The organism is Arthrobacter sp. TMT4-20 (genome assembly GCF_054510775.1).
Genome location: NZ_JBTNDW010000010.1, coordinates 139,385 through 162,910 on the forward strand (window position 1 = coordinate 139,385; position 23,526 = coordinate 162,910).

The following is a 23,526-nucleotide window of genomic DNA, read 5'->3' on the forward strand; positions in this document are numbered from 1 at the left end:
GGGGGGCCGCTTGAGCGTCGTCACCTTTGCGACTGGCCTGTTGCTATTGATTGTTGGTATCGGCTTGCGGCTGATTTCTGGACCGTTTTCATTGCGGCTCGATATACCCACTGAATTCTGGGAGTGGTACCGAGACTACCGGTTCATTGTCCCGTTGCTGCTCGGAATTCTTGCCATGTCAGTTCTTGCTCTCCCAGTTCGAGCTCGAACCGGGAGGGGCACTGCAAACCTCGCGCCACGGACCCCCCTGAGCTTTACGAATAAGTGGTGGTTGATTACTCCTGGGCTCGTGCTCAGCCTTATTGTCACGCTCACCATTGCGGCGGGTATGGCTTCGGAACCAGATGCCAGGACCGGCCGATACACGATGTATTTCGTGGACACAGGCGGGGGGCGGAGCATGGGGACTGGTATTTACGGGTGGTTCAGCTCCCTGCCTAGTCTGATCCTTCTGGGCATCATGATGGTAGTTGCGGCTATAGCCCTGTTCCTCATCGCGCGTCCAGCACTAAACGATGATCAAGAGCAAGATGCCCACACTCGAATCATCCGGACGAGCAACGTTCTTATGGTCGGAACGGGAGCACTTCTCTGGCACCTAGGACTCATCTTCGGATCACTGGCCGCCACTGCATCCCTGAGAGGGAACTTTTCTACCTCTCAGGGAAACGTCAGGTCATGGACAACGTTCGCTGCGCTGGAGCCGACGCTCAACATCGCCTCGATTGTCGCCCCAGCACTCGGGTTTGCGCTCTGGGGTGCGGTGACCCTATCTGCAATCCCATCACGCCGGAGGGCGTTAGTTGCAGGGCGACCATGATCATCACGCTGTCGGGCGCGGCCCCACCAACGGAGCAAATCCGAGATCAGATCCGCGGTCTGATCGCTTCAGATGTACTTGGGGCTGAGGAACGTCTCCCTTCGGTGCGTCAACTAGCCAGAGACCTCGGAGTTGCTCCAGGCACCGTTGCAAAGGCATATCGGGCGCTTGAAGCCGAAGGTTATCTCATTGCTCGCACCGGCGGAGGAACCCGTGTCAGTCCACACGCGGTGACAACTCCTCGGGTAGTGCTTGAAGCGGCACGCGAACTCGCCCAGATTAGCACCGCCGCGGAGACAAGCTTGGACGACACTATCCGCATCCTTCGTGCAATCTGGCCCGCACCAGAATAGACTCCTTCATCATCCACGTTGAACTAGCTTGATTACGGTCATCAGGGGGACCTGGTTATCGCCAGCCGAAAGTAGGGCCAGGAACGCCAACTGAGAACAGGGCCACCGACCAAGATGGCAGGTGATCAATTTGGATGATTGGGCCCTCGGTCACCGCCGACCCAACGAAGTCCATTCCAGTTACCAGCAGTCAGCCATGTCAGCGTAGAGATAACCAATAAATCTGCTGGGCGGCCCCGGGGTGCCGGGCGGACGACGCGCGCCAGCCGGACCTACCCAGGGGTCGGCCACGATTTACCTAGCCCGGAAGAACTACCTGCCCCTTGCTAAGGATGGTCAGTCCGGACTCCGTCACGGTGTAGCCGCGGCTAAGGTCCAGCTCGCGGTCAACCCCAATCCTGGCACCGGCCGGCACCCTGACGTTTTTGTCGATGATCGCCCGCCGGACAATAGCCCCCGGACCGATGGACACCTTGTCCATCAGCACCGACCCCGACACAGATGCACCTTCGTCAACAAACACATCGGTGGCAAGGATGGACCCCTGCACCTGGCCTCCGGAAACCACTGCACCGTTCGAGACGATCGAGTCGTGAGCTACACCGGAACCGCCTGACGCGCTGCGGACGAACTTGGCCGGGGGAGAGACACTTTGCCGCGTGTAGATCGGCCATTCCAGGTTGTACAGATTGAATAGTGGCAGGGGAGAGATGAGGTCCATGTTGGCGTCGTAGTAGGAGTCGAGAGTTCCGACGTCGCGCCAGTACTGACGGTCCCTGTCCATGGAGCCAGCAATGTCGTTGGAGGTGAAGTCATAGACTGCTGCATCTCCCCGTTCAACGAAATACGGAATGATGTCGCCACCCATGTCGTGCTTGGTGTTCAGCCGGGCAGCGTCTTCCTCGAGGGCCGCGACCAGAGCGTCAGCGGTGAACACATAGTTACCCATCGACGCCAGGAAGCTATTCGGATCGTCGGGCAACCCGGGGGTGCTCTCCGGCTTTTCGACGAACCCGGAAATCCGGCCTGAGCCATCGGTCTGGATGACGCCGAACTGGTCAACCAGGTTCATTGGCTGCCGGACCGCCGCGACACTGGCCGATGCACCGCTGGCAATGTGAGCAGCAACCATCTGCTCGAAGTCCATCCGGTAGACGTGGTCGGCGCCAATCACCACCACAATGTCAGGGTTCGCATCGTGGATCAGATTGAGGGATTGGTAGATGGCGTTGGCACTGCCCAGAAACCAGCTTTTTCCTCGCCGTTGCTGCGCCGGGACCGACGCCACATACTGCTGCAGCTGGGTGGACATGCGCCAGGTCTCGGAAATGTGGCGGTCCAGGCTGTGGGACTTGTACTGGGTGAGCACCACAATTTCCAGGTACCCCGAGTTTACGAGGTTCGAGAGTGCGAAGTCGATCAGCCGGTAGATGCCGCCAAACGGCACTGCGGGCTTCGCACGATCGGCCGTGAGTGGCATGAGTCGTTTTCCCTCGCCCCCGGCTAGGACGATCGCCAGTACTTTTTTCAATGCCACGAATGGCCCCCTGCCCTACTGTTGCTCTTCATTGAGTTATTACCTCTTGATTGACTCACACTAGATGAGATGGCCGCGCTGCACTACGTTTGGAAACGTGCGTATAGACATTGTGACAAAAGAGTTCCCACCCGAGATCTACGGCGGCGCCGGAGTGCACGTTGCTGAGCTAAGCCGAGTGCTGGCCAGCCAGGTGGATTTGCGGGTTCACTGCTTCGGCGCGGAGCGGAGTCCCGATTATCACGGGGCGACCGTGAGCACCTACCTGCCCCCGGCCGAGTTGAACCGCTCGAACGCCGCGGTGCAGACCTTCGGAACCGATCTGGCGATGCTGGACGGGCTGGCTGGCGCGGATGTGGTGCACTCCCACACCTGGTACGCGAACATGGCGGGGCATCTCGCATCCCTCCTGTACGGGGTGCCGCATGTCCTCAGTGCCCACAGTCTCGAGCCGTTACGGCCGTGGAAGGCTGAGCAGCTCGGCGGTGGCTACGCGCTGTCTTCGTGGGCCGAACGAACCTCCTACGAGGCCGCCGCAGCGGTCATTGCCGTCTCGCATGGGATGCGCGCGGATATCCTGCGCAGCTACCCGGATGTTGACCCCGACAAGGTGCAGGTCGTGCACAACGGCATCGATGTGAGCCTCTGGGAACGGGATACCAACCACGACGCCGTCAGGAAGTTGGGCATCGACCCGGACCGCCCCAGCGTGGTGTTCGTGGGACGGAACACCCGTCAGAAAGGCGTTCCCTACCTCCTCCGTGCAGCGGCGCTGCTGGAGCCCGGCGTGCAGTTGGTGCTCTGTCTCGGTGCCGCCGACACTCCCGAGCTGGCAGCCGAAACCGCTCAGCTGATCGCCGAGCTGGAAGCTAAGCGCGGATCGGTGGTGCTGATCGAACGCATGTTGCCCCGGAACGAGCTCATCCAGGTCCTGAGCACGGCGACCGTCTTCGCCTGCCCCTCCATCTACGAGCCCCTCGGCATCGTGAACCTTGAGGCGATGGCGTGCGGCGCGGCAGTCGTTGCCAGCGCCACCGGAGGCATCCCGGAGGTGGTCGACGACGGCGTGACCGGCACCCTGGTCCCGCTGGAACAGGTGACCGACGGTACGGGTATCCCCTTGGATCCTGAACGGTTCGTCACCGACTTCGCGGCGGCCGTAAACGCCCTGGTTGCAGACCCGGACCGGGCCCGCCGGATGGGTGGGGCGGGGCGCCGTCGCGCTGAAGAGCACTTCTCGTGGGACTCGATTGCTGAGTCCACCCTCGAGGTCTACCGTTCAGTGATCCCCAAGACCTGAGCACACCGGCAACCCGGTAGTTCCTGACACCGCCCAGCGTAGGGTGGCGTACCACCATCAACCACGGAGGACTCATCAGTGACCGAACACCCCAGCCCAGTGTCACCGGACTCACCCGACTCACCGGATTCGCCGGACTCAGCAGCTTCGGCGCCTTCGCCCGATGAGGCGAATGTTCCCGAGTTGAATGAGACGGAGGTCGACGAGGCAGTGATGGACGAGTCTGCCGAGAACCCGGCCCTCGACGAGGGGCGGGTCACCACCCCCGTCGATGAAGAGAACGAGGATGACGACCCGCGCCAGGTTTAGGTGCGTCTTTAGCGCTTCGCTTTAGCCTTCGCCTTGCGGGCCAGCACCGTTTTCTCGTCGATGGGGAACGTACCGCTGGCCCGCTGCTGCCGCGCGTAGGCCATCGCTTCGTCCTGGCGTTTCTTCTCCGCGCCGGTGGCAATCGCTGACCGCAGATGTTCAGGGCCGTACCCAAAGGCGTCAACAAGATCGACGGCGTGGGGGCGGATCTTCGCGAGCAGACGGTTGATGTACGGCGAGAGCGTCCGGGCCCGCTGGGTGGAAAGCCGGCCGTTCATCAGATACCAGGCGAGATTGCGCTCAATCAGGCACAACCCAAACAGGTCCCGCACCCAGGTGAGCACCTGTTTGGTGCCCGCGTCATCGACCTGGTGAACCGCGGCGGTGAACGCCTCCCACTGCAGCAGTTCCGCGTGTGCCTTGGCCGTCTCGATCAGTTCGTGCTGATGTTCGTTGAACTTCTCGGCGGCGGCTTCCTGCGGCAGCTTCCGTACCCCGCGCAGCTCGCCGGCCAGTTCAGCGACCATGGCCTCGACGCGGTCGGACAGCAGCTCATGCTGGGTGTGTTCATCCCGCAGCGCGATCGCGGATTTCCGTTCGGATCCGGCGTCGACGACGGTCTGCACTACCCGCCGCAGACCCGAGCGGTGCAGGGTTTTCTCGGCACGCTGGGTGACCACGTAGCGTGCGAGCACACCGAAGTCGACGCCGCTGAACTCTTTCGCGTAATCCGCGAGGAGGCGCTTGGCCACCAGTTGCAGCAGGACGTTGTTATCACCCTCAAAGGTTGCGTAGACATCCATGTCCGCACGCAGGGAGGTAAACCTGTTCTCGGTCAGGAACCCTGCCCCACCACAGGCTTCCCGGCATTCCTGCAGCGTGTCGAGGGCATGCCAGGTCGACAACGGCTTGAGCGCGGCTGCGAGGGTTTCGAGGTCCTGACGATCCTCGTCTGTGTCGTGGGCGCCGGAGAAGACGTCGTCGAACTTGGCCAGCAGTTCCTCGTGGGCGAAGGATGCCGCGTAGGTGGCGGCTATCAGGGGGAGGAGCCTGCGCTGGTGCTGCTGGTAGTCGAGCAGCACCTCTTCCTTGAGGTCCGAACCCGCGTTGAATTGCCGCCGCTCCACTGAGTACTGCACCGCGGTTTTCAGCGCGAGCTTTGTGACAGCCACCGCCGCTCCGTCCAGTGAGACGCGACCCTGCACCAGGGTGCCGAGCATGGTGAAGAAACGACGTCCGGGAGAAGCAATCGGCGAGGTGTACACGCCTTCACTGTCGACGTTGCCGTAACGGTTGAGCAGGTTGGTGCGGGGGATCCGCACCTTGGTGAAGTGGAGCCGACCGTTGTCGATGCCGTTGAGTCCACCCTTCAGCCCGTCGTCTTCGCCGCCGATGCCCGGCATGAAGTTGCCATCAGCATCGCGAAGCTCAACGTAGAACGCGTGAACCCCATGGTTCACCCCGCCAGTAATGAGCTGCGCAAAGAGGACTGCGGCCCGGCCGTCGATCGCCGCGTTACCGATGTAGTCCTTCCAGGCCGCCCTGAATGGGGTGTGAATCTCGAACTCGTCGGTTTCGGGCTGGTAGACCGCGGTGGTGGCGATGCTGGCGACATCGGACCCGTGTCCGGTTTCGGTCATCGCGAAACAACCCGGGATGTCCATGTTCATGATGCCCGGAATCCACGCCCGGTGATGCTCGGCCGTGCCCAGGTGGAGCACCGCGCTGCCGAAGAGGCCCCACTGCACTCCCGCCTTGATCTGCAACGATGGGTCAGCGACAACCAGCTCCTCGAAGCCCGCAATATTGGCTCCGTGATTGTCCTCACCACCGAGTTCAGCGGGAAACGCCCGGTGCACTGCCTTGTTCTCCACCAGGTAGTGCAGTTGATCAAAGCAGCGGCTCCGCTGGTCTGCGTGGGACTGCCCCTCGATTCGGTGGACTTCCGGGCGACCCGCAAGCTCGCGGGCAACCCGGCGGGTGGCTGCCCACCGGCCCAGCAGCAGCTCACCCAGCGCTTCGACGTCGACGACGGCGCGGTCGTCGTCGTGGATGGCCGCCGTTGCGGGAACGTTGAGCTCGGATCGCGTGGCTGTCTGTGTCATGGGGTGTCCTCCAGAACTGAAATGGTGCTAGCGGGTGTTGGAACGTGATTGGCGATGCCCTCGAAGAGCCAGGTGGTGAGTTGCTCGCTGAGCTGGGCCTCGGTGGGCTTTGTGGGGCCGTCGGGGGTGGCGAGCCACAGCTCGCCGGCCGCACGGACCATGCCGATCGCCGCCTGCGGCCAGAGGGTGAGCGCCGGGCCACCGAGCTGCCTGGCCCGTGGATCGGAGGCGAGGAACGATTTCATCGGACTGGCGAGCATGCTGGTCACCGCCTCGAAGAAGTGGCTCAACAACTCGGACGTTTGGGGGTCAGCAGGATTGGTGAGAGCGTCCGCGGCACCCAACCGGGTGACAAAGGCGTACACATTGGGTGAGGTCTGGGCCATCTGCAGGTATGCCGACACCATCGCGTGGAGCCCCTCGCGTGGTGAGGCCGCCTGCCGTGCCGCATCGAGCACCTTGTCTTGCATCTGGGCGATAACCACCTCGCCCATGGCCTGCTGCAGCCCGGCTTTGTCACCGAAATAGCGGTAGTACACGGATTTGGACGTGCCAGCGGCCGTGGCGATGTCTTCCATCGATGCGCTGTAGCCGAGCGAATGCACCGCGCGGCGGGCGGTTTTCACCAGTGCGCGACGTCGTTTGTCCCGGTGCGCTTGCCACCGACTTGAGCGACCATCGCCGGCTGCCGCGGCGGGACGTGCTGCTGGTCTTGGCGCAAGGGCCTGCTTGTTCACGATACTCAGCGTATCAGGTACGCTGAGTATCGGTAACTCACCGTTTTGGCGAAGGAGAATCACAGCATGGTCGACCAATCAGCAGAGCAGGGCAGCACGCAGCCCTCCACATCCGTCCGCAACGCGGTGGTCATTGGCGGAAACCGGATCCCATTCGCACGGTCCGGCGGGCCTTACGCGTACTCCTCCAACAAGGACATGCTGACCGCGGCGATTGACGGCCTCGTGGCACGGTTCGGTTTGCAGGGGGAGCGGATCGGCGAAGTCGCGGCCGGAGCCGTACTGAAGCACTCACGCGACTTCAACCTCACCCGGGAAGCAGTACTGGGTTCAGCCCTGGCGGCCGACACCCCCGCCTACGATGTGCAGCAGGCCTGCGCGACCGGCCTTGAAACCGTCATCGGCCTGGCCAACAAAATCAAGCTCGGGCAGATCGAATCAGGTATTGCCGGCGGCGTGGACTCAGCCTCCGATGCGCCAATCGCCGTCAGCGAAGGACTACGCCGCGTCCTCCTTGACCTGTCCCGCGCAAAGACCACACCCCAGAAGCTCTCCGTCCTCAGCCGCCTCCGGCCCCGGGACCTCACGCCCAACGCCCCAACAACCGGCGAGCCGCGCACCGGCCTGTCAATGGGCGAGCATCAGGCCATCACCACCGCCAAATGGGAGATCACCCGCGAGGCACAGGATCAGCTGGCGCTGAACAGCCACCACAACCTCGCCGCAGCCTACGACCGGGGATTCTTCTCCGACCTGGTCACCCCGTACCGCGGCGTCACCCGGGACGCCAATCTCAGGGCCGATACCTCGCTGGAGAAACTGGCCAAGCTGAAGCCTGTCTTCGGCAAGGGCGCAGCCGGTGCCACCATGACAGCAGGCAACTCCACCCCCTTGACCGACGGCGCGGCCACAGTCCTGCTCGGTTCAGAAGATTACGCCCGCCGGCACAACCTGCCCATGCTCGCCAACGTGGTGGACGCAGAGGCTGCAGCAGTGGACTTCGTGCATGGCGCCGAAGGCCTCCTCATGGCACCGGTCTACGCGATGCCCCGGATGTTGCAGCGCAACGGGCTAACCTTCGACGATTTCGACTTCTTCGAAATCCACGAAGCTTTCGCCGGTACCGTGCTCAGTTCCCTCGCAGCATGGGAGAACGAAGACTTCTGCCGGAATACGCTGGGACTCGACGGCGCCCTGGGCACCGTCGACCGGAGCAAACTCAACGTCAATGGCTCATCGCTGGCCGCGGGCCACCCCTTTGCCGCGACCGGCGGCCGGATCGTTGCGTCGCTCGCCAAGACACTGGCAGAGAAGGGTTCGGGTAGGGGACTGATCTCCGTGTGCGCCGCGGGCGGCATGGGCGTCGTCGCCATTCTGGAGGCACGCGAACAGTGACTGACAACTACCTGAACCTGGTCAACTCCGGTCCTGCCGGAAAGCTCGCCAAGAAGCTGGGGCTGCCACGACCGGCGGTACTCCGCAGGCACAAACAGAGCGCACCACTGGTCCCCGGACCGTTGCTGGTGCTCGGAGCTGGGGCTGCGGCCGACTCGCTCGCCTCCGAGTTGCTCGGATGGAACCAGGATGTCCGCCGCCACGCCGCGCCCGGTGAGAAGCTCGGCGCCGTCGTCGTCGTGCTGGAAAACGTCACGGCACCCGGTGACCTCGGCGCCCCCATCCTGGAACTCGGTCAGGCGGTGCGCCAGCTTGCGCGTGGCGGCCGCATCGTCACGGTCTCCCGTCCGGCGAAGGAAACCACCGACCCCGCCGAGGCTGCAGCCAGGCAGGGAATCGACGTAATTGTCAGGTCGGTCGGCCGGGAACTGCGTGCCGGTGCCACCGCAAACGGCATTCTGCTCCGCGACGGCGCCTCGGTGCAGGCCGCCGCCGGTGCCCTCAAGTTCCTACTGTCCGGAAAAAGCGCCTTCGTCAGCGGGCAGTTCATCACCGTCCGCGACAGCGGGCAGGCCGGCGGCCAGGACGAGGACCGTCCGCTGGCCGGCCAGACGGCCGTCGTCACCGGTGCTGCCCGCGGTATCGGCGCCGAAATCGCGGCGGTGCTGAGCCGCGACGGAGCGCAGGTGGTCCTCGTGGACGTGCCGGCTGCCGGAGAGCAGCTCGCCGCAGTGGCCAACCGGATTGGCGGGACCGCCCTGCAGTTGGACATCACCACTACTGACGCTGCCGCGAGGATACTCGAGCATGTGCAGCAACGGTATGGCTCCCTGGATCTGCTGGTGCACAACGCCGGAATCACCCGCGACAAGCTGCTCGCGAACATGGACACCGCCCGATGGGACTCGGTACTGGCAGTGAATCTTGAGTCGCAGCTGCGAATCAATGAGACGTTGCTCGGCTCCGAGGTGTTTGCTGCAACTGGCCGGATTGTCTGTCTCGCCTCGACCAGCGGCATCGCAGGCAACCGTGGCCAGTCCAACTACGCAGCCTCCAAGGCCGGGGTGATCGGCATGGTGCGCAGCACCGGCGTGGCCCTTGACGGCACCGATCGCACGATCAACGCCGTCGCGCCCGGATTCATCGAAACCGAGATGACAGCGAAAATGCCTTTCGCCACCCGTGAAGCGGCACGCCGCCTGAGCAGCCTGCAGCAGGGCGGACTGCCCATCGATGTGGCTGAGACCATTGCATTCCTCGCGTCGCCGGCCGCTGCCGGCGTCAATGGAGAGGTGCTCCGCGTGTGCGGACAGTCCCTGGTGGGCGCGTGAGCGAGCTGGTCCTGGACTCGGTTCCAGGACTCCCGTCGCTGTACCGCAGCGCCCTGATCAGCAGTGTTCCACTGCCGTGGGCCCGCGGGCGGTCGGCCAAAGGTTCAGGCATCCCGGAACTGCCGACCGTCCGGCATAGCGTCGCAGGAGTCCAGGCTTCGGTCGCCGACCTGACCAGGTTCCAGCAGTTGATCGGGGCGCCAGCCCACGACCTGCTGCCGTCTGGTTTCATCCACACCATTGCGTTCCCGGTGGCGATGAGCGTCATGGCACGAGCGGATTTCCCGCTGCCGCTGCTCGGAATGATCCACCTCCGAAATTCGGTTGAACACCGGCGAGCGATTCACTTCAGCGAAAAACTCAGCATTTCCGCCTGGGCTGAAGACCTGCGCCCCCACCCTTCCGGCGCCCAGGTGGACCTGGTCACCGAAGTCACCGTGGCGGGCGAAGCCGTGTGGACCGGCCGCTCCACCTATCTCGCGAAAGGGTCACGGCTGGCGGGCGCAGCTATCGCACCGAAAGAGGAACGGACCACCTTCGTCCCACCCCAGCTCACCACCCTGTGGGACCTCCCGGGGAGTACTGGGCGCAGCTATGCGGCAGTGTCGGGGGATTACAACCCGATCCACCTCAATGCCCTGGCGGCCAAGGCACTCGGGATGAAGCAGACCATCGCTCACGGCATGTATCTCGCGTCGCGCATGGTCCAGGAGAGCAAACCGGCCGGGGTGGAATCATTCGCCTGGAGCATCGACTTCCGGTCACCGGTGCTGCTGCCCGCCCGGGTGGCCTTGGCCATCACGCCGCATCAGGAAGCTGGCACCTGGCGCGGAGCCGAGATCACCGCCTGGAATGCCCGTCGCGCCCGCGAGCACTTTACGGGCACCCTCACCCGGCTGGCCGGAACAGACTAGCCGAGCAGGTCCTGCCCATGCGGCACCAGCTGCCCTTCCCACTCACCGGTGGGGAGGGCAGCTGGCGTTGGACGTCTGTCGTTCGGGCCTAAACTGTGATCATGAGCGAGAACGTACCCCTGCTTACCCGTGCCCGCACCCTCGACGCCGCGGACCCCCTGTCCAGTTACCGGTCCAGGTTCGAGGGTCATGACGATCCCGACATTGTTGCCTATCTGGACGGCAACTCGCTGGGCCGGCCACTGACCGACACGCTGGGACGGCTTGAGTCGTTTGTTCGCGAGCAGTGGGCAGGCAGGCTCATCCGGGGCTGGGATGAAGGCTGGCTGGACCTGCCGGAGCAGGTCGGTGACCTGATTGGGCGGGTGGCGATCGGTGCCGCGGCAGGCCAGTGCACGGTCGCCGATTCGACCAGTGTGTTGCTGTACAAACTTGCCCGTGCAGCGGTCGCCGCCCGGCCCGGACGCACCGAGATCGTCATTGACCGGGACAATTTTCCCACTGACCGTTTCATCATGGAGGGTATCGCCGCCGAGCGGGGACTCCAGCTGCGCTGGGTGGAACTCCAGTACGACGGCGGTGCTACCCCCGCCGACGTCGCGGCAGCCGTCGGCCCACAAACAGCGTTGGTGGTACTCAGCCACGTCGCGTACCGCTCAGGGCACCTGGCCGACGTCCCCGCGATCACCGAGGTGGTGCACGACGCCGGCGCACTGGTCCTGTGGGATTTGAGCCACTCCGTCGGCTCGGTGCCCGCCGAGCTCGACCGATGGAACGTGGACTATGCAACGGGGTGCAGCTACAAGTACCTCAACGGCGGTCCCGGCGCTCCCGCCTGGGCTTATGTGGCCCAGCGGCATCTGGAGGATTTTCAGCAGCCGATCCAGGGGTGGCTTGGCAGCGCCGACCCCTTTGGCATGGGCTCGGATTTCGAACCCGCCCCGGGGATCAGGCGGATTATCTCGGGCACCCCGCCCATCATCGGGATGCTGGCAATGCAGGACATGCTCGGGCTGATTGCCGAGGTGGGCATGGACGCAGTCCGCGCCAAATCCGTGTCGCTGACCTCGTTTGCGGTGGAAGCGGTGGACGCGCTGATGGGGGAGCACGGCGTCGTCGTCACCTCTCCGCGCGACCCGGGACAGCGCGGGAGCCACATCACCATCGACCACCCCGGCTTCAAGGACCTGATCCCCGAGCTGTGGGCGAAGGGGGTCATCCCGGACTACCGCAACCCCGCGGGTATCAGGCTGGGACTCTCGCCGCTGTCGACGTCGTTCGAGGAGACCTACTTCGGAATCCAGCGGATCGCCGAAAGCCTGCCTCCCGCCTAAACCCCGGCGAAGAAGCGGACTTCTCGGCATTCCGTCCCGGCTTCACCCAGAAGCGGCCGCCGCAGCAAGGTTTGCCATGGTGCAAGCGGCGGTTCTGAGCCTATCGGCCGCTTCGTTGTCGGCTAACCCTCACACTCGGCGCAGTACTTGTCGCCGTTCTTCTCGCGTGCGAGCTGTGTGCGGTGCTTCACCAGGAAGCAGGACATGCAGGTGAATTCGTCTTCCCGTTCGGGGATCACCGAAATAAGGAGCTCTTCCTCAAGGACGGCACCTGGAAGATCGAAGCCCTCAGCGGTGTCGCTTTCATCGGTGTCGATCGTGGACGACTGGGTGGTGGCGCTGCGTTGAGCCTGAATCGCCTCAAGCGATTCATTGACAGGCTGGTCTTCGGGCCTGACGCGTGGTTCGTCGTAGTCAGTTGCCATGCGGGCGGTGCTTCTCCTTCAGTTGTGTGATCAATCAGAGTACAGGGAGCGCCAGCGGAAAGTGGCGGCTTACGCTAACAGCGTGTGGGATACAGATTAAGTTCCCCGATTGTCAAGGGACAAGGTAGCAGGGACGACACTCAGTAGCGCAATCGCGCGGCTGATCGGGCCGGACGCACCCGGTTGGGCCCACCTCACCCGGTCGGTCCGCCTCACCCCTACCTTCCCGCAGCAACTGCCGTCCGGCACAGAACCGCCGGAAGAAGCCGGCAAGGCTGTGCCGGACGGCAGTTTCCGAGCCGGGATGCACCACCGGGTTCGTTACTCTAAAGAGATGGCCACAGTTATCCTCGTGCGGCACGGCCGCACCACAGCGAATGCCGCCGGACTCCTCGCCGGGCGGACCGTCGGCGTGAACCTGGACCAGGTCGGACGTGACCAGGCAGCCCTGACGGGTGACCGTCTGGCTGCCGTCCCAGTCGTCGGCGTGGTATCGAGCCCACTCGAGCGGTGTCAGCAGACCGCCCAGTTCATCCTCGATCGTCAACTAGGCAACCCGCTCACTCCCATCGACCCCGATCTGACCGAATGTGATTACGGCCAATGGCAGGGACGCACCCTCAGCGACCTTGCGACCGAAGACCTGTGGACCGTTGTGCAAGCCCAGCCCTCCGCGGTGACCTTTCCCGGCGGCGAATCCATGGCAGCAATGCAGGCCCGGTCCGTAGCCGCGATTCGCCGCCACGATGCGGCCTTCGAGGCCGAGCACGGGGCAGGTGCGGTGTGGGTGGCGGTGAGCCACGGTGACATCATCAAGTCGATCCTCGCTGACGCACTCGGGATGCACCTGGACCTGTTCCAGCGCATCAATGTGGGGCCGGCCTCCGTATCGATTGTGCGGTACGGCACAAGCCGGCCGAGCGTCTATGCCACCAACACCGATGCCGGGGATCTGTCCTGGTTGTCGACAACGGTCCACGCGGCTGATGCACCGGTCGGCGGCGGCGCGGGACCGCAGCCCCCACGAACCTCAATCACCTAAAATAGCTGTATGCCTACTAAAGTTCATGAGTTCACCTGGCCTGATCGAGTTGTTGTCGGAACGATCGGCGCTCCGGGGTCGCGCACGTTCTATCTCCAGGTACGTGCCGGGGCGCAGATCGTCAGCATCGCCCTGGAAAAGCAGCAGTCGGCCCAGCTTGCCGAGAAGATCGACGAGATTCTCGACCAGCTCATCACCCTGGAGGGCAACCCGTTCAGCATTCCTGCGAGCACTCCCATTGAACTGGTCGACAATGACCAGCTCGAACCCGTGGAAGAGCAGTTCCGCACCGGGGCCCTGACTCTCGGTTGGGACCCATCGACAGTTCAGCTGGTCATCGAGGCCTACCCGATCACCGAGATTGATACTGAGGACGACGGCGACGCCGTTGATGAGTCGATCGGCGCAGAAGGGGTCGAGGTGTCCGAAATGCTACTGGTCCGGATGCCGGTCGGTACCGCCCGCGCATTCGCGAAACGCACCCGCGAGATTGTCGACGCTGGCCGCCCCACCTGCCCGCTGTGCGGGGAACCGGTCGACATCGATGGGCACACCTGCACCCTTCCTGAGGCCTGATGCCGACGCCTGACCTTGCGACGGCCGAGCTTACGCTCACCGGTCGCATCACGACAGCGTCGAACGCCACGTTCCTGGGCAGTATCGGCACCGAGGCGGTCGTCTATAAACCCATCGCGGGGGAGCATCCGCTCTGGGATTTTCCCAGCGGAACCCTGGCGCACCGGGAGGTCGCCGCGTACCTGGTCTCGCAGTCGTTCGGCTGGAACGTCGTGCCCTTCACCTGGCTGCGTGAGGGCCCGCTGGGCAAAGGAATGGTGCAACTCTGGCAGGAGCAGGACCCGGAGCAGAACCCCGTGGACCTCGTTCCCTCCCACCGGGTGCCCGAGTCGGGCTGGAAACAGGTGTTGGAGGGCCAGGACGAAAACGGTCGGATGGTCGCCCTCCTTCACGAGGACACGCCGGCATTGCGGCGGATGGCAGTGTTCGACGTCGTCGTCAACAACGCCGACCGCAAAGGTGACCACATCCTCGCGATGGGCGACGGGCACCGGTACGGGGTCGACCATGGGCTCACCTTCCACAGCGACCACAAGCTGCGCACGGTGCTGTGGGGATGGCTGGGCGACCCCCTGACCGCGGATGAGCTCGACGGTATTGACCGGGTCAGTGTGGGGCTGACCGGTGATCTTGGTCGCGCCCTTGCGGACCTGCTCAGCGCGGAGGAGATCGCTTCGCTGGCCGCGCGCTGCGACAAGCTGCGCGCGGACGGGCGTTTTCCGGCGCCGAGCGGACAGATGTCGGCGGTACCCTGGCCACTGTTTTAGGGATGTGCCGTGATGGATCTTGAGGTGTCAACGGGACTCGTCATTCCCGAGCGTGAACTCGGCTGGCGCTTCTCCAGATCATCCGGGCCGGGCGGGCAGCACGTGAATACCTCCGACAGCCGGGTCGAGTTGTTTTGGAACATTGCGGACTCGACGGTCCTCTCCGACGAGCAGCGCGCGATGCTCCTCCACCGGCTCAGTCGCAACATCGTTGCCGGAACGGTCACCGTCGTCGCCTCCGAGCAGCGTTCCCAGCTGCGCAACCGCGACACGGCAATGCGCAAACTCGCCGATCTGGTCACCGTGGGACTGGCTCCCGACGCCAAACCTCGGCGTCCGACCAAGCCCACGCGCGGCTCCGCCCGGCGGCACCTTGCCGCGAAGCAGCAGCGGTCGGCCACGAAACGCAACCGGCAGCGCCCGACCGCCGACTAGGGTGGTGGTGGCCCCTGGATGGTCGTGGCCCCTGAAAAATCACCCACCCGAGGTCCCGGCCAGCCGTCGTGGCGCAGGTGCGTGCTAGTAACTGGATCAACCTGGTTCATGAACCCCTGGCCCGCGGCGGAGGGAGTCGACCACAGCCGTATAGTGGACCCACCGATTGCATCACTTCCTGGGGGAACAAATGACTGCACCTACTCCGGCGCTAGCTGTGCCCGACCCGCCGCTCTTTCTGCCGCACTACGGCGCATCACCGAGGGTTGCAGTGCAGCGCTTCTTCAAAAAGTACGCCACGACATCGGGGCGGGCCAGCCGCAGCGAATTTTGGTGGTGGGTTCTCGTCTCAGGAATTGTGTGCAGCCTCCTGAACCTATTGATGACTTCTGGCGGCCGTGTTTATCCATCATTCGGGCACCTCACTGCTGAACCAGTTGTTGCCATCGGGTACGCGTTATTCCTGCTCTGGATAGTGGCCACAGCCATCCCAAGCATTGCCTTGGGTGTCCGTCGACTTCACGACGCCAACGAAAGTGGATGGCTACTATTGACAGTCGCAATACCGGTTGTTGGTCAGCTGGTGCTGCTCTTCCTGCTGATCCTCGGCCCGAATGCGGAAGGTCGTCGGTACGATGAGCAACCTTCAGATGATGGAGCGATCCGCTCCTAGCCTGGCTTGAGCAGTTCTGCGTCCGCCTCGATGACACCCGCAGTGACAGAAGGATGACGCGATGCCAGAGTCGCAGCTACAGACTAAATACATGAACCCCACGGAGGTCGCTGTGCGTCTCTCGGTCATGCCCTCTGGTGTGCGGCAGCGGGGCACAGCGCCCAGCCATGTGACCAGTTCAGGGCCGGCAACCGTCTCCCGGGCTCTATCGCCGCTGCGACCAGCAACGTAGGGTCAGATGATGAGGGAAAACACGACTCCACTGTCAGGTGCGTTCTTTAAGATGGTGCTCGCCGGCGGAATCATAGGAGCCGTAATTGTGCTCGTCTTCGCTGTAGCGGGGTGGCTGAATCCGTCTCCGCTGGCAGTCACAGCTTCCATCTGGGCGCCAGTGTACGGGTTCTTCATGGGCTTGGTGGTGGCAGCTTCGGCAGCTGCGCCGGCCATCGGACTGCACGCCCTGGCTGCAGCCAAAGCCCCTAAGCTTCGTGCCGCGGCGGCGGCCTTCGGTGGTGCGGCGGGACCGGTAGCAGCATTCAGCCTGGTCATGGGGGTGTCCTTGGCCGACTCACGTGTGGCGGCAATCTGGTGGATGCTACTACTACCGGTCGCGTCCCTTGCCGCTGTCTACTTCACGAGGCCGCTCCGGGAGCCGGAACAGCAAGGGGTCGCCCTAGATAGCTCAGAGCCCTAGGCAGCCCCCACGCTATTCCCCGGCGCTCTGGAGAATGAATCCGGTGACGGCGAAATCCTCGGGCAACATCACCGCTGTAGACATGTACATGGTCGAGACGCCCAGGGATTCCGAGGGCGCGTCTGACCACTGCTTGACCTGAAGGGATAGTGTTGAGCGAAATCGGTGATGGGGGATCACAATAGGACGACCGACACACGCCGCAACCTCGATCATAGCGGCACTCATGCTGAGCTCCTGCGGAGTAGGCCAGGCTTTTACCGATGCCGTTGGTGAGGAATCGCTGGACACAGCGGAGGTAGTCGCCTCGGCTTCGGCGGCTGCTGACCTCCAGGCGGAGCCTCTTGATCTGGGGCTTGACCCGTCGGCGGTGATTATTGCAGGCGAAGGCGATGCCGAGACGCTCAACCGGATCGGGTGGGAGGGCACCGAGCTTCCTGTTGGTGAGTACACTGCCCACCTCCAGTGTCGTGGCACGAAGGATGTCACTTTTACCTACCATCCCGTTGATAGTGGGGGTGTGCTGCAAAACTTCAGTTGCGGCGCCCCACAACAAATCAAGGTCTCAGCGCCTGAACCCGGCTATTTCCTGGGATTCAACGCACGGGCTGACGCGACCGAAGGCATCGAATACATCTTCGCGGTCACCGCTTTGGACTACCAACACAGCTAGCAACGCAGCGATTGCACTATCAGCGCATGGGAAACGGTATGACCCGCCATGTACTTTCACCGCTTCGCTCCGCCTCAGCTCCGCCTCATCCTCCGGCTTAGCTGGGACCAGCCCCAACCAGTCCTCCGCTAACGCTGCCGATCGGTTCTTATCAACTAGCTCATCGGGGCGGGTTTGATTAGTGATCGGCCACCACCGGTGATCAGACGAAAGCTCGGTTCATCACCGCTGCAGTGTCTGAAACGCCCTCCGGCAACAGGTGAGAGTAACGGTCGATGGTGGTGCTTGGGTCCGCTTGCCGGTCTTTTTGTCGACCCAGCGTAGCTAGACGGTGGACCCGTCTTTGCGGGGACGTCTTCCGATGTTGGCCATGCTGATTCTATGGTTCTACTGCGCCGACGGCCCATCGGAAGCAACCGGGTCGCGTTGTCAAAGGGCCACTGTGGTCGAGGGCATAAAAAAACCCCGGCGGACCGGGGTTTTTTCACTGTGCGCGGAGGGGGACTTGAACCCCCACCACGGCGTGTCGTTCTAGGCAAAAGGCCCGGAAACACGAGGAACTTGCCACTTCTTACATCGAGTTAACTCGCTATGAAACGCGACTTCTGACCACGCCGACCACGCGAAACATTCAACGATTTGATCTTGCGTGCCCGCGAAGAGGTCATCCGCATAGAACCCTTGACGGACAAACTGGTCTCCGTCATGAGAGAGAGTCGGTTCAATGTCGGAGTCACAGGCAAGAACAGAGTTCATGAGCCCCAAAGAGGTTGCCATCCGTCTAGGAATATCCGAACGGTCTGTGCGGGAAAAGGTGTACCGCGGCCTTTGGCCTCACCTAAGGTTCGACCAAAGGACAGTTAGGTTCTCTGAAGAGAACCTTGCCGAGATCATTTCTATGTCACGGCGATCAGGGGCAGTCGCTGCAGAGGTACCCCGGGCGCTGGATCCAAGTATCGAATTGGCGGCGCTCTTGAGGGGCCGCAGAGCGGGATAGCCAATCCGATTTGGACGCAGCATCGTTGTCGTCAGTTCCCCTGGGCCAGCCCCTTCCATGAATTTGATCGGAGTAAGGAATGAATCTTCAAGCGGGTGTTTGGGTCAGTCGCTATGTCGTTGCCCTCCGCGATCCCTTGATCACTTTGGAGTCTCGCGCGGAAGTTGAAAAAGCTGCCGCCGAGCTATCCGGGAGAGACCCGCATTGGATGGCCGTATGGGTCTCCGGCTTCCTCTCGGACATCGTCCGATCCCTTGATCCAGACGACCTCTGGCGCCAGCTAACTGTCCGGGACGGGAAGACGCTGCACCCCGATGGCAGCCCTTTCGGCAGCTACGTCGACACCACTGACATCGTGCATGCCAGCCATGACGACATCCGCTCCGACCTTGGCCTGGCTGCTCTTGAGCACCGCCTGGATGATCAGTCCGCGGCGCTCATTGCTGTTGCCGGCACCGGCTGGAAGCTGACCCTCGAATGGCTGCGAGCAAACCTGGTGACCGACATTGTCCTGGACGAAGCCCAGGGCAAAGTCTTCTTCGAGACGATCCACTCCGCCCTGCGCTGGTCCATCCACCGCCGCCGCCTGTTTGTGGGCTGGGATGATGAATTCGTACCCATCTCCGGCGTCGCATGGGCCGACCGTGCTGACAAGATCATCACGGGCGAGGCCTGGGATGAAGCCCGCGCTGCCCGGTTCCTGAGGCTGGCAACCCAGCCGCAAGGAACTTACGCCCAGTTCCTCTAACGGGGACGCCGCTACACTTGGGGCTTCCTGCTGCCCTGAAGCATCAGCACCCGACCTCGTCTCCGACATGAAGCTACAGCGAATGTTGGGCACGGGGCGGACAGAAGATGTCGGCGACAATCACGTCTTCAACGACGTCGCCATCCACGTGCCGGCACTGGCCAATATGGTTCAAGCCGTCCGGTCATCCGCAGCAGACACCCTGAAACAGGTCCGCAACGCCGCCAACGGACGCCTCTGCCACTCGCTAGGAAGGTTCCGGCGCCCCGGGGCCCGCAAAGAGTGGATGAACTGGCTTGCCTAAGTCGCCGTCCGCCACTGGCCGCTCCCCATCGAACAGGTCGTCGAGTTTGTCACCATCGCCAAGGCACTCGACTGGGGGCGCACCGATGAGGCACCTCACGGATTCCGAGCTTGGCCGCGAGAAGAGCGCATCGGGCTCCTCGCGAGCACAGACAAACCAGCGCTGATTGCGCCCCTGGCAGCCTGGATGACCGCGTATCGGCTAAGCCTTCAGCAGGGAGCAGCGCTGACGGCCGCAGCCTGAACAGTTCGGGTTCCGGCGCTCCTAGTCTGCCGGGCTCGGATTTTCTGCGCACATGATGGTGGGTGTGCCCCAGACGTTATCTGCGTGCCCGTGGTCGCGACAATCTTCGAGCCGAAGCCGGTTTGCGCCGGTTAGGTCTACCGTGATCTCCATTGGCTCATCGAAAATGCCGGGTGTCTCTTCTCAGAGATCAGCATGAATTTATTGAGAGAGCCCACGGGCGGGCGGTTCGCTGCCGCCAGCATCGCGGAAGGCGGAATCTCCATCCGCGCCGCCAAACCACTCTCAGAAGACACCCAGCGAGAGCTCCGTGGCCACGACTTTTACCCGGCAGACATCGCCAGCTGGCCTGGCCTGTAAGAGACCTCTAATGGCAACGCTCTCGCGGAAATGCTTTTCGTCGCCCGCTACTTCCCGGCGGCATGGACTGGTACATCGTAGAGATCGACCAGAAGAACGGCGAAGCCTTTGGCTACGTTGACCTGGGTTACGGCGGAGAGTTCGGCTACATCGGCATGCAGGAGCTGGAGTCGGTTCGCGGCCAGCACGGCCTGCCGATCGAACGCGATCTGTGCTTCACCCGGGCACGAAGGCCAAAGACTGCATCGAGGAGTACCGGGACAAGACAATCAAGCCTCGCGAGACAAAAGCACCGGTGCGAATTTCGGCAGTTCCGGCCGGGGCAGCGGTTCAGAGCCTCAGCGACGCGAGGGGAGCGCCGAAGCCGATGCCCTTCCGGCCCGCGCGGGAGCCGACGATCTCTTCCAGACCGGCGAAGGCACCGGCGACGATGACCAGGACGTTCTTCGTATCGATGGTGAGCATCTCCTGGTTCGGATGCTTCCGACCGCCCTGCGGTGGCACCAAGGCAGCGGTGCCCTCGATGATCTTCAGCAGCGCCTGCTGGACACCCTCGCCGGAGACATCCTGAGTCATGGAGGCCTTCGTGTTCTTGCGGGCGATCTCGTCGATGTAGATGATGCCCCGCTCGGCACGGTTGATGTCGAAGTCGGCGGCCCTTGATGAGCTTCAAGAGGATGTTCTCGACGTCCTCGCTGTCGTAGCCGGCCTCCGTGGGCGCGGTGGCATCAGCGACCGCGAAGGGGACGTTCAGCCGGCGGGCGGGGGTCCGCGCCAGGTAGGTCTTGCCGCTGCCAGTCGGTCCGAGGAGCATGACGTTGGACTTCGTGATCTCGACGTCGCAGCCGATGGTCTCGGACGTGGTGCCCTGGACCCGCTTGTTGTGGTTGTAGACGGCCACCGACAGGGTGCGTTTGGAGGAGTCCTGGCCGACGACGTATTCGGTCAGGAAGTCGAAGATCTCCCGCGGCTTGGGCAGCACGAAAGCTTCATCCGTCCCCTTGTCCGTGACCTCATCCTCGAAGATGTCGTTGCACAGGCCCGCACTCGTCGCAGATGTAGACCCCAGATCCGGCCACCAGCTTCTGGACATGCTTTTGGCCGTGCTGCAGAAAGAGCACTTCAACAGTTCGTGCTCTTCGCCGATACGCGCCACGCAAACTCCTCTTGCGATGCCCCTGCAAAGGGTGGACCCTTCCCCGGACGGCACCTCGATCCGACGGTCGCTGAACTCGAAACGATCGAAGCCCAAATCCGCGCCGCACTAGAAGCTCAAGGGCTCGCCGAGACCGTCCGTTTCGGCATCGAGGAGAACGGCCTGACCGTGCGCATCGTGAGCTCCGAGGCGTTCTTCAGCCCAGACAGCGCTGTGCTGCAGGACCAGGCCATCGAGGTCATCAACGCCGTCACCCCACCAATCAAGGGCAGCGGCCGGATCGTCGACGTCGAAGGTCACACCGCCAAGCAGCCGGGAAACCAGCCGCTTCGTGACTGGGAGCTTTCCTCGGACCGGGCCGTCGTTGTGGTCCGACAAATGACCGAGCAAGGCGGCATCGACGGGAAGCTGATTTCCGCACGCGGTTACGCCGGCAACCGGCCTGTCTTAGACAGCACCGCGCCACAGGACATGGAAGCGAACCACCGGGTCGACGCCATCGTCCAATCTGACGAATCCGACGCCGTAAAGGCGCTCATCCCCGAGATTGCAGCTAATAAGGACCTCTAAAAGTTCGCTTTTTCGAGGGCGGAATTATCGAGGCTTCACCCCGACGATACGGGCACCCGGGTCTACTGCGTCGGACTGCAAGGCGGCTGCAACGGAGACCCCGACCATTTCGCGGAGGTCCTCAAAGGAGCTCACCAAGGAGCTCACCAAGGAGCCGACCGACGAGGGCGGCAAATTGCAGAGCAGGAATTTCTCACGATGTTCTGGCACCACGTCCGGATACTCTGATTTCCAGTGGCCATCATCTCTCCAGCCATGATCAGAATCGACAAGCGTGACCGTTTGGCCCTCCCCATGCCAAAACGAACCTGAGGCTTGAAGGAGAATGCTTACGGGCCGCGGCCCCCACTCGGAATCTGGCTTCCAACCCTGCAGATCCCAAGCTTCGCCCCAGTAGGTGGAAGTGGTAGTCACTAACCATCCTCCCGGAAATTGTTCCGGCTTCGATTGAGGCCCTGTCACGTAGACGGGTTTCAGAGGGATACCTCGCTCGACGAGCAAGGCAGCCAACTCCTTCGTCCAATCAGCAGACCTGCCGGCGTATTTGGTTTCGAGCGACGCCTGTTCAGCTGCTTCAAGTCTGGCCTGATGTCCGAGGAGTTCCGATGCGTCATCTAGTAGTCCCATGCGTGCAGAATACCCGTGTCCCGAGGGGCACTACCGCCAACCCCCGGCCTAGTCGTACCTTTTTCTCGGCTCATTTCCGCCCGTGCAGACTTTTCTGACTCTCCGCACACATGAGGAATATGTGCGCCAACCATCTCCGAGTTCAGCAGATCATCAACTGATGGCGAAGAAAGCCGCGGCTCCGTCCAAAGACACCGCCCGCCCGAAGCCGAAGACCATCGAGGTCTATGACTTCAGCTGCCCGACCACCCTCGCTCGAGAGCACGCCCGTGTCCTGGAACTGGCCTTCGAGACGTTTGCCCGGCAGCGGGGGACCTAGCTCACCGCCAAGGTCCGGGTGAAATCCTCGGTCGTCTCGGAGTCCGTGGATATGAAGACCTACGACGAGTACGCAGCTTCCCTGCCCCCTACGACGGCGATGGTCCTTTGCTCACTCGAAGGTTTCGACGCCACGGCCGTCATCCAGACCTCATGTCCTCGGGCTTGTCCTGGGTCGCACGGATGGCCGGAGGCAACGGTTCTCAGGCCGCACCGGACCGGAAGTTCACTCAGCTGGAACAGGTGCTGGTCAAAAGCTGATGGAAGATACCATCGAAGACCTGTTGCCATCGGTTCAATGTACTTTTCTCGGGCGGGTGCTGCAACAGAATACACGGACGAGGCAGGCGTTGCATCCAGACTATTTTTGAGCGGGTCTACGCATGTTTCCCTGTATGAACAACATGCTGGTTCGCAGCTTCTATGTGCTCTCTCAGCGCAATTCTGGCCCTATTCGGCGGGTTCGGAATCTCCACGTTTCACCCGGCACCGGAGATGCCTGACTACCCTTCGATGAGCGGTATTGCCCACGACTCTCCCATCTATGAGTTGCGCGAGCAGTAGCATGCAATCGCCATGGACACCTACCGGGACCTCAACGACGCCTACGGCAAACAGGTCACGGTGATCGCCCTGGCAGCCTCCGTGGCCCTCTTCGGTATGAGCCTCTCAGGGTGTCTAGGTTCAGGACATAGGCGACACATGAGTCGCGACATGGGCGACAGTTGATACCCGCCGGTGAGTCGGGACATCGGCGACACTTTAGGGGCCTGAGTATGAGCC

General features: G+C 62.8%; 28 protein-coding genes and 1 pseudogene. 21 read left to right on the forward strand and 8 right to left on the reverse strand.

Features of this window, described 5'->3' with window-relative positions:
- The first annotated feature begins 816 nt into the window (after positions 1–816).
- Positions 817–1,173 (forward strand): GntR family transcriptional regulator, encoded by a 357-nt coding sequence (locus ACX80Z_RS11405; protein ID WP_459315944.1) that lies wholly within the window; start codon positions 817–819, stop codon positions 1,171–1,173.
- Positions 1,174–1,471: 298 nt separating this feature from the next.
- Here the strand turns inward: ACX80Z_RS11405 and glgC are convergent, their stop codons facing one another.
- Complete coding sequence (gene glgC / locus ACX80Z_RS11410; protein WP_024476520.1) at positions 1,472–2,710, reverse strand: glucose-1-phosphate adenylyltransferase; 1,239 nt, start codon at positions 2,708–2,710, stop codon at positions 1,472–1,474.
- 97 nt (positions 2,711–2,807) lie between these two features.
- On the opposite strand from glgC, the gene glgA reads away from it, so the two are divergent.
- Positions 2,808–4,010: a glycogen synthase gene (gene glgA, locus ACX80Z_RS11415; protein WP_459315945.1), complete on the forward strand. Its 1,203-nt coding sequence runs from the start codon at positions 2,808–2,810 to the stop codon at positions 4,008–4,010.
- 78 nt (positions 4,011–4,088) lie between these two features.
- Complete coding sequence (locus tag ACX80Z_RS11420) at positions 4,089–4,319, forward strand: hypothetical protein (RefSeq protein WP_207771289.1); 231 nt, start codon at positions 4,089–4,091, stop codon at positions 4,317–4,319.
- A gap of 8 nt (positions 4,320–4,327) precedes the next feature.
- On the opposite strand, the gene ACX80Z_RS11425 is transcribed toward ACX80Z_RS11420, so the two are convergent.
- Positions 4,328–6,424 carry an acyl-CoA dehydrogenase family protein gene (locus ACX80Z_RS11425; RefSeq protein ID WP_019482685.1) on the reverse strand — a complete coding sequence of 699 codons (2,097 nt, stop codon included), beginning with the start codon at positions 6,422–6,424 and terminating at the stop codon, positions 4,328–4,330.
- Positions 6,421–7,161, reverse strand: coding sequence for a TetR/AcrR family transcriptional regulator (locus tag ACX80Z_RS11430; protein WP_237742119.1), 741 nt, complete (start codon positions 7,159–7,161; stop codon positions 6,421–6,423). The genes ACX80Z_RS11425 and ACX80Z_RS11430 overlap by 4 nt, the downstream gene beginning before the upstream one ends.
- Before the next feature lie 66 nt (positions 7,162–7,227).
- Here ACX80Z_RS11430 and ACX80Z_RS11435 point away from each other — a divergent pair, with 66 nt between their 5' ends.
- The 4 genes from ACX80Z_RS11435 (at position 7,228) to ACX80Z_RS11450 (ending at position 12,135) form a co-directional block, all read left to right on the forward strand.
- On the forward strand, positions 7,228–8,556 hold the full coding sequence (locus ACX80Z_RS11435) for an acetyl-CoA C-acetyltransferase (RefSeq protein ID WP_019482687.1): 1,329 nt from the start codon (positions 7,228–7,230) through the stop codon (positions 8,554–8,556).
- Positions 8,553–9,887 carry a 3-oxoacyl-ACP reductase gene (locus tag ACX80Z_RS11440; RefSeq protein WP_459315946.1) on the forward strand — a complete coding sequence of 445 codons (1,335 nt, stop codon included), beginning with the start codon at positions 8,553–8,555 and terminating at the stop codon, positions 9,885–9,887. Before ACX80Z_RS11435 ends, ACX80Z_RS11440 begins: the two co-directional genes overlap by 4 nt.
- Positions 9,884–10,801, forward strand: a complete 918-nt coding sequence (locus ACX80Z_RS11445) for a MaoC/PaaZ C-terminal domain-containing protein (RefSeq protein ID WP_459315947.1) — start codon at positions 9,884–9,886, stop codon at positions 10,799–10,801. The genes ACX80Z_RS11440 and ACX80Z_RS11445 overlap by 4 nt, the downstream gene beginning before the upstream one ends.
- A gap of 101 nt (positions 10,802–10,902) precedes the next feature.
- Positions 10,903–12,135, forward strand: coding sequence for a kynureninase (locus ACX80Z_RS11450; RefSeq protein ID WP_459315948.1), 1,233 nt, complete (start codon positions 10,903–10,905; stop codon positions 12,133–12,135).
- A gap of 122 nt (positions 12,136–12,257) precedes the next feature.
- On the opposite strand, the gene ACX80Z_RS11455 is transcribed toward ACX80Z_RS11450, so the two are convergent.
- The gene (locus ACX80Z_RS11455) at positions 12,258–12,560 is read right to left on the reverse strand and encodes a DUF4193 domain-containing protein (protein ID WP_019482691.1); all 303 of its coding nucleotides are present in this window, start codon (positions 12,558–12,560) and stop codon (positions 12,258–12,260) included.
- Between the two features lie 334 nt (positions 12,561–12,894).
- Between ACX80Z_RS11455 and ACX80Z_RS11460 the strand changes: the two genes are divergently transcribed.
- From ACX80Z_RS11460 to ACX80Z_RS11485, 6 genes are all read left to right on the forward strand, one after another.
- A complete protein-coding gene (locus tag ACX80Z_RS11460; RefSeq protein WP_024476513.1) occupies positions 12,895–13,602 on the forward strand; it encodes an MSMEG_4193 family putative phosphomutase in 708 nt (235 codons plus the stop codon).
- Between the two features lie 9 nt (positions 13,603–13,611).
- Positions 13,612–14,178 (forward strand): DUF3090 domain-containing protein, encoded by a 567-nt coding sequence (locus ACX80Z_RS11465; protein ID WP_459315949.1) that lies wholly within the window; start codon positions 13,612–13,614, stop codon positions 14,176–14,178.
- Positions 14,178–14,945: an SCO1664 family protein gene (locus ACX80Z_RS11470; RefSeq protein WP_459315950.1), complete on the forward strand. Its 768-nt coding sequence runs from the start codon at positions 14,178–14,180 to the stop codon at positions 14,943–14,945. Before ACX80Z_RS11465 ends, ACX80Z_RS11470 begins: the two co-directional genes overlap by 1 nt.
- A gap of 12 nt (positions 14,946–14,957) precedes the next feature.
- Positions 14,958–15,380, forward strand: a complete 423-nt coding sequence (gene arfB / locus ACX80Z_RS11475; protein ID WP_459315963.1) for an alternative ribosome rescue aminoacyl-tRNA hydrolase ArfB — start codon at positions 14,958–14,960, stop codon at positions 15,378–15,380.
- Positions 15,381–15,546: 166 nt separating this feature from the next.
- On the forward strand, positions 15,547–16,053 hold the full coding sequence (locus ACX80Z_RS11480) for a DUF805 domain-containing protein (RefSeq protein WP_459315951.1): 507 nt from the start codon (positions 15,547–15,549) through the stop codon (positions 16,051–16,053).
- A 241-nt stretch (positions 16,054–16,294) separates the two neighbouring features.
- Positions 16,295–16,747 carry a hypothetical protein gene (locus ACX80Z_RS11485; RefSeq protein WP_459315952.1) on the forward strand — a complete coding sequence of 151 codons (453 nt, stop codon included), beginning with the start codon at positions 16,295–16,297 and terminating at the stop codon, positions 16,745–16,747.
- 12 nt (positions 16,748–16,759) lie between these two features.
- Here the strand turns inward: ACX80Z_RS11485 and ACX80Z_RS11490 are convergent, their stop codons facing one another.
- Complete coding sequence (locus tag ACX80Z_RS11490) at positions 16,760–16,975, reverse strand: hypothetical protein (RefSeq protein ID WP_459315953.1); 216 nt, start codon at positions 16,973–16,975, stop codon at positions 16,760–16,762.
- Here ACX80Z_RS11490 and ACX80Z_RS11495 point away from each other — a divergent pair.
- The 4 genes from ACX80Z_RS11495 to ACX80Z_RS11510 all read left to right on the forward strand — a co-directional run bounded on the left by ACX80Z_RS11495 (position 16,974) and on the right by ACX80Z_RS11510 (position 20,072).
- Positions 16,974–17,420: a hypothetical protein gene (locus ACX80Z_RS11495; protein ID WP_459315954.1), complete on the forward strand. Its 447-nt coding sequence runs from the start codon at positions 16,974–16,976 to the stop codon at positions 17,418–17,420. The two genes, ACX80Z_RS11490 and ACX80Z_RS11495, sit on opposite strands and share 2 nt — an antisense overlap.
- Before the next feature lie 1,205 nt (positions 17,421–18,625).
- On the forward strand, positions 18,626–19,165 hold the full coding sequence (locus ACX80Z_RS11500; protein WP_459315955.1) for a hypothetical protein: 540 nt from the start codon (positions 18,626–18,628) through the stop codon (positions 19,163–19,165).
- A gap of 67 nt (positions 19,166–19,232) precedes the next feature.
- A complete protein-coding gene (locus ACX80Z_RS11505) occupies positions 19,233–19,469 on the forward strand; it encodes a hypothetical protein (RefSeq protein WP_459315956.1) in 237 nt (78 codons plus the stop codon).
- Between the two features lie 438 nt (positions 19,470–19,907).
- Positions 19,908–20,072, forward strand: a complete 165-nt coding sequence (locus ACX80Z_RS11510; protein ID WP_459315957.1) for a hypothetical protein — start codon at positions 19,908–19,910, stop codon at positions 20,070–20,072.
- A gap of 47 nt (positions 20,073–20,119) precedes the next feature.
- Here ACX80Z_RS11510 and ACX80Z_RS11515 read toward each other — a convergent pair whose 3' ends face one another.
- Positions 20,120–20,260: a hypothetical protein gene (locus tag ACX80Z_RS11515; protein ID WP_459315966.1), complete on the reverse strand. Its 141-nt coding sequence runs from the start codon at positions 20,258–20,260 to the stop codon at positions 20,120–20,122.
- On the opposite strand from ACX80Z_RS11515, the gene ACX80Z_RS11520 reads away from it, so the two are divergent.
- Positions 20,195–20,506, forward strand: a complete 312-nt coding sequence (locus ACX80Z_RS11520; RefSeq protein WP_459315964.1) for a DUF2958 domain-containing protein — start codon at positions 20,195–20,197, stop codon at positions 20,504–20,506. The two genes, ACX80Z_RS11515 and ACX80Z_RS11520, sit on opposite strands and share 66 nt — an antisense overlap.
- Here ACX80Z_RS11520 and clpX read toward each other — a convergent pair.
- Positions 20,415–21,228 (reverse strand): annotated as a pseudogene (gene clpX / locus ACX80Z_RS11525) (ATP-dependent Clp protease ATP-binding subunit ClpX); the annotation flags it as partial. The gene ACX80Z_RS11520 and the pseudogene clpX overlap by 92 nt on opposite strands.
- A gap of 177 nt (positions 21,229–21,405) precedes the next feature.
- On the opposite strand from clpX, the gene ACX80Z_RS11530 reads away from it, so the two are divergent.
- Positions 21,406–21,798, forward strand: a complete 393-nt coding sequence (locus ACX80Z_RS11530) for an OmpA/MotB family protein (protein WP_459315965.1) — start codon at positions 21,406–21,408, stop codon at positions 21,796–21,798.
- Between the two features lie 24 nt (positions 21,799–21,822).
- Here the strand turns inward: ACX80Z_RS11530 and ACX80Z_RS11535 are convergent, their stop codons facing one another.
- Entirely contained in the window at positions 21,823–22,425 is a 603-nt protein-coding gene (locus ACX80Z_RS11535) for a hypothetical protein (RefSeq protein ID WP_459315958.1), read from the reverse strand.
- Positions 22,426–22,585: 160 nt separating this feature from the next.
- Between ACX80Z_RS11535 and ACX80Z_RS11540 the strand changes: the two genes are divergently transcribed.
- Complete coding sequence (locus tag ACX80Z_RS11540) at positions 22,586–22,744, forward strand: hypothetical protein (RefSeq protein WP_459315959.1); 159 nt, start codon at positions 22,586–22,588, stop codon at positions 22,742–22,744.
- A gap of 575 nt (positions 22,745–23,319) precedes the next feature.
- Entirely contained in the window at positions 23,320–23,472 is a 153-nt protein-coding gene (locus ACX80Z_RS11545) for a hypothetical protein (protein WP_459315960.1), read from the forward strand.
- Positions 23,473–23,526: the final 54 nt, after the last annotated feature.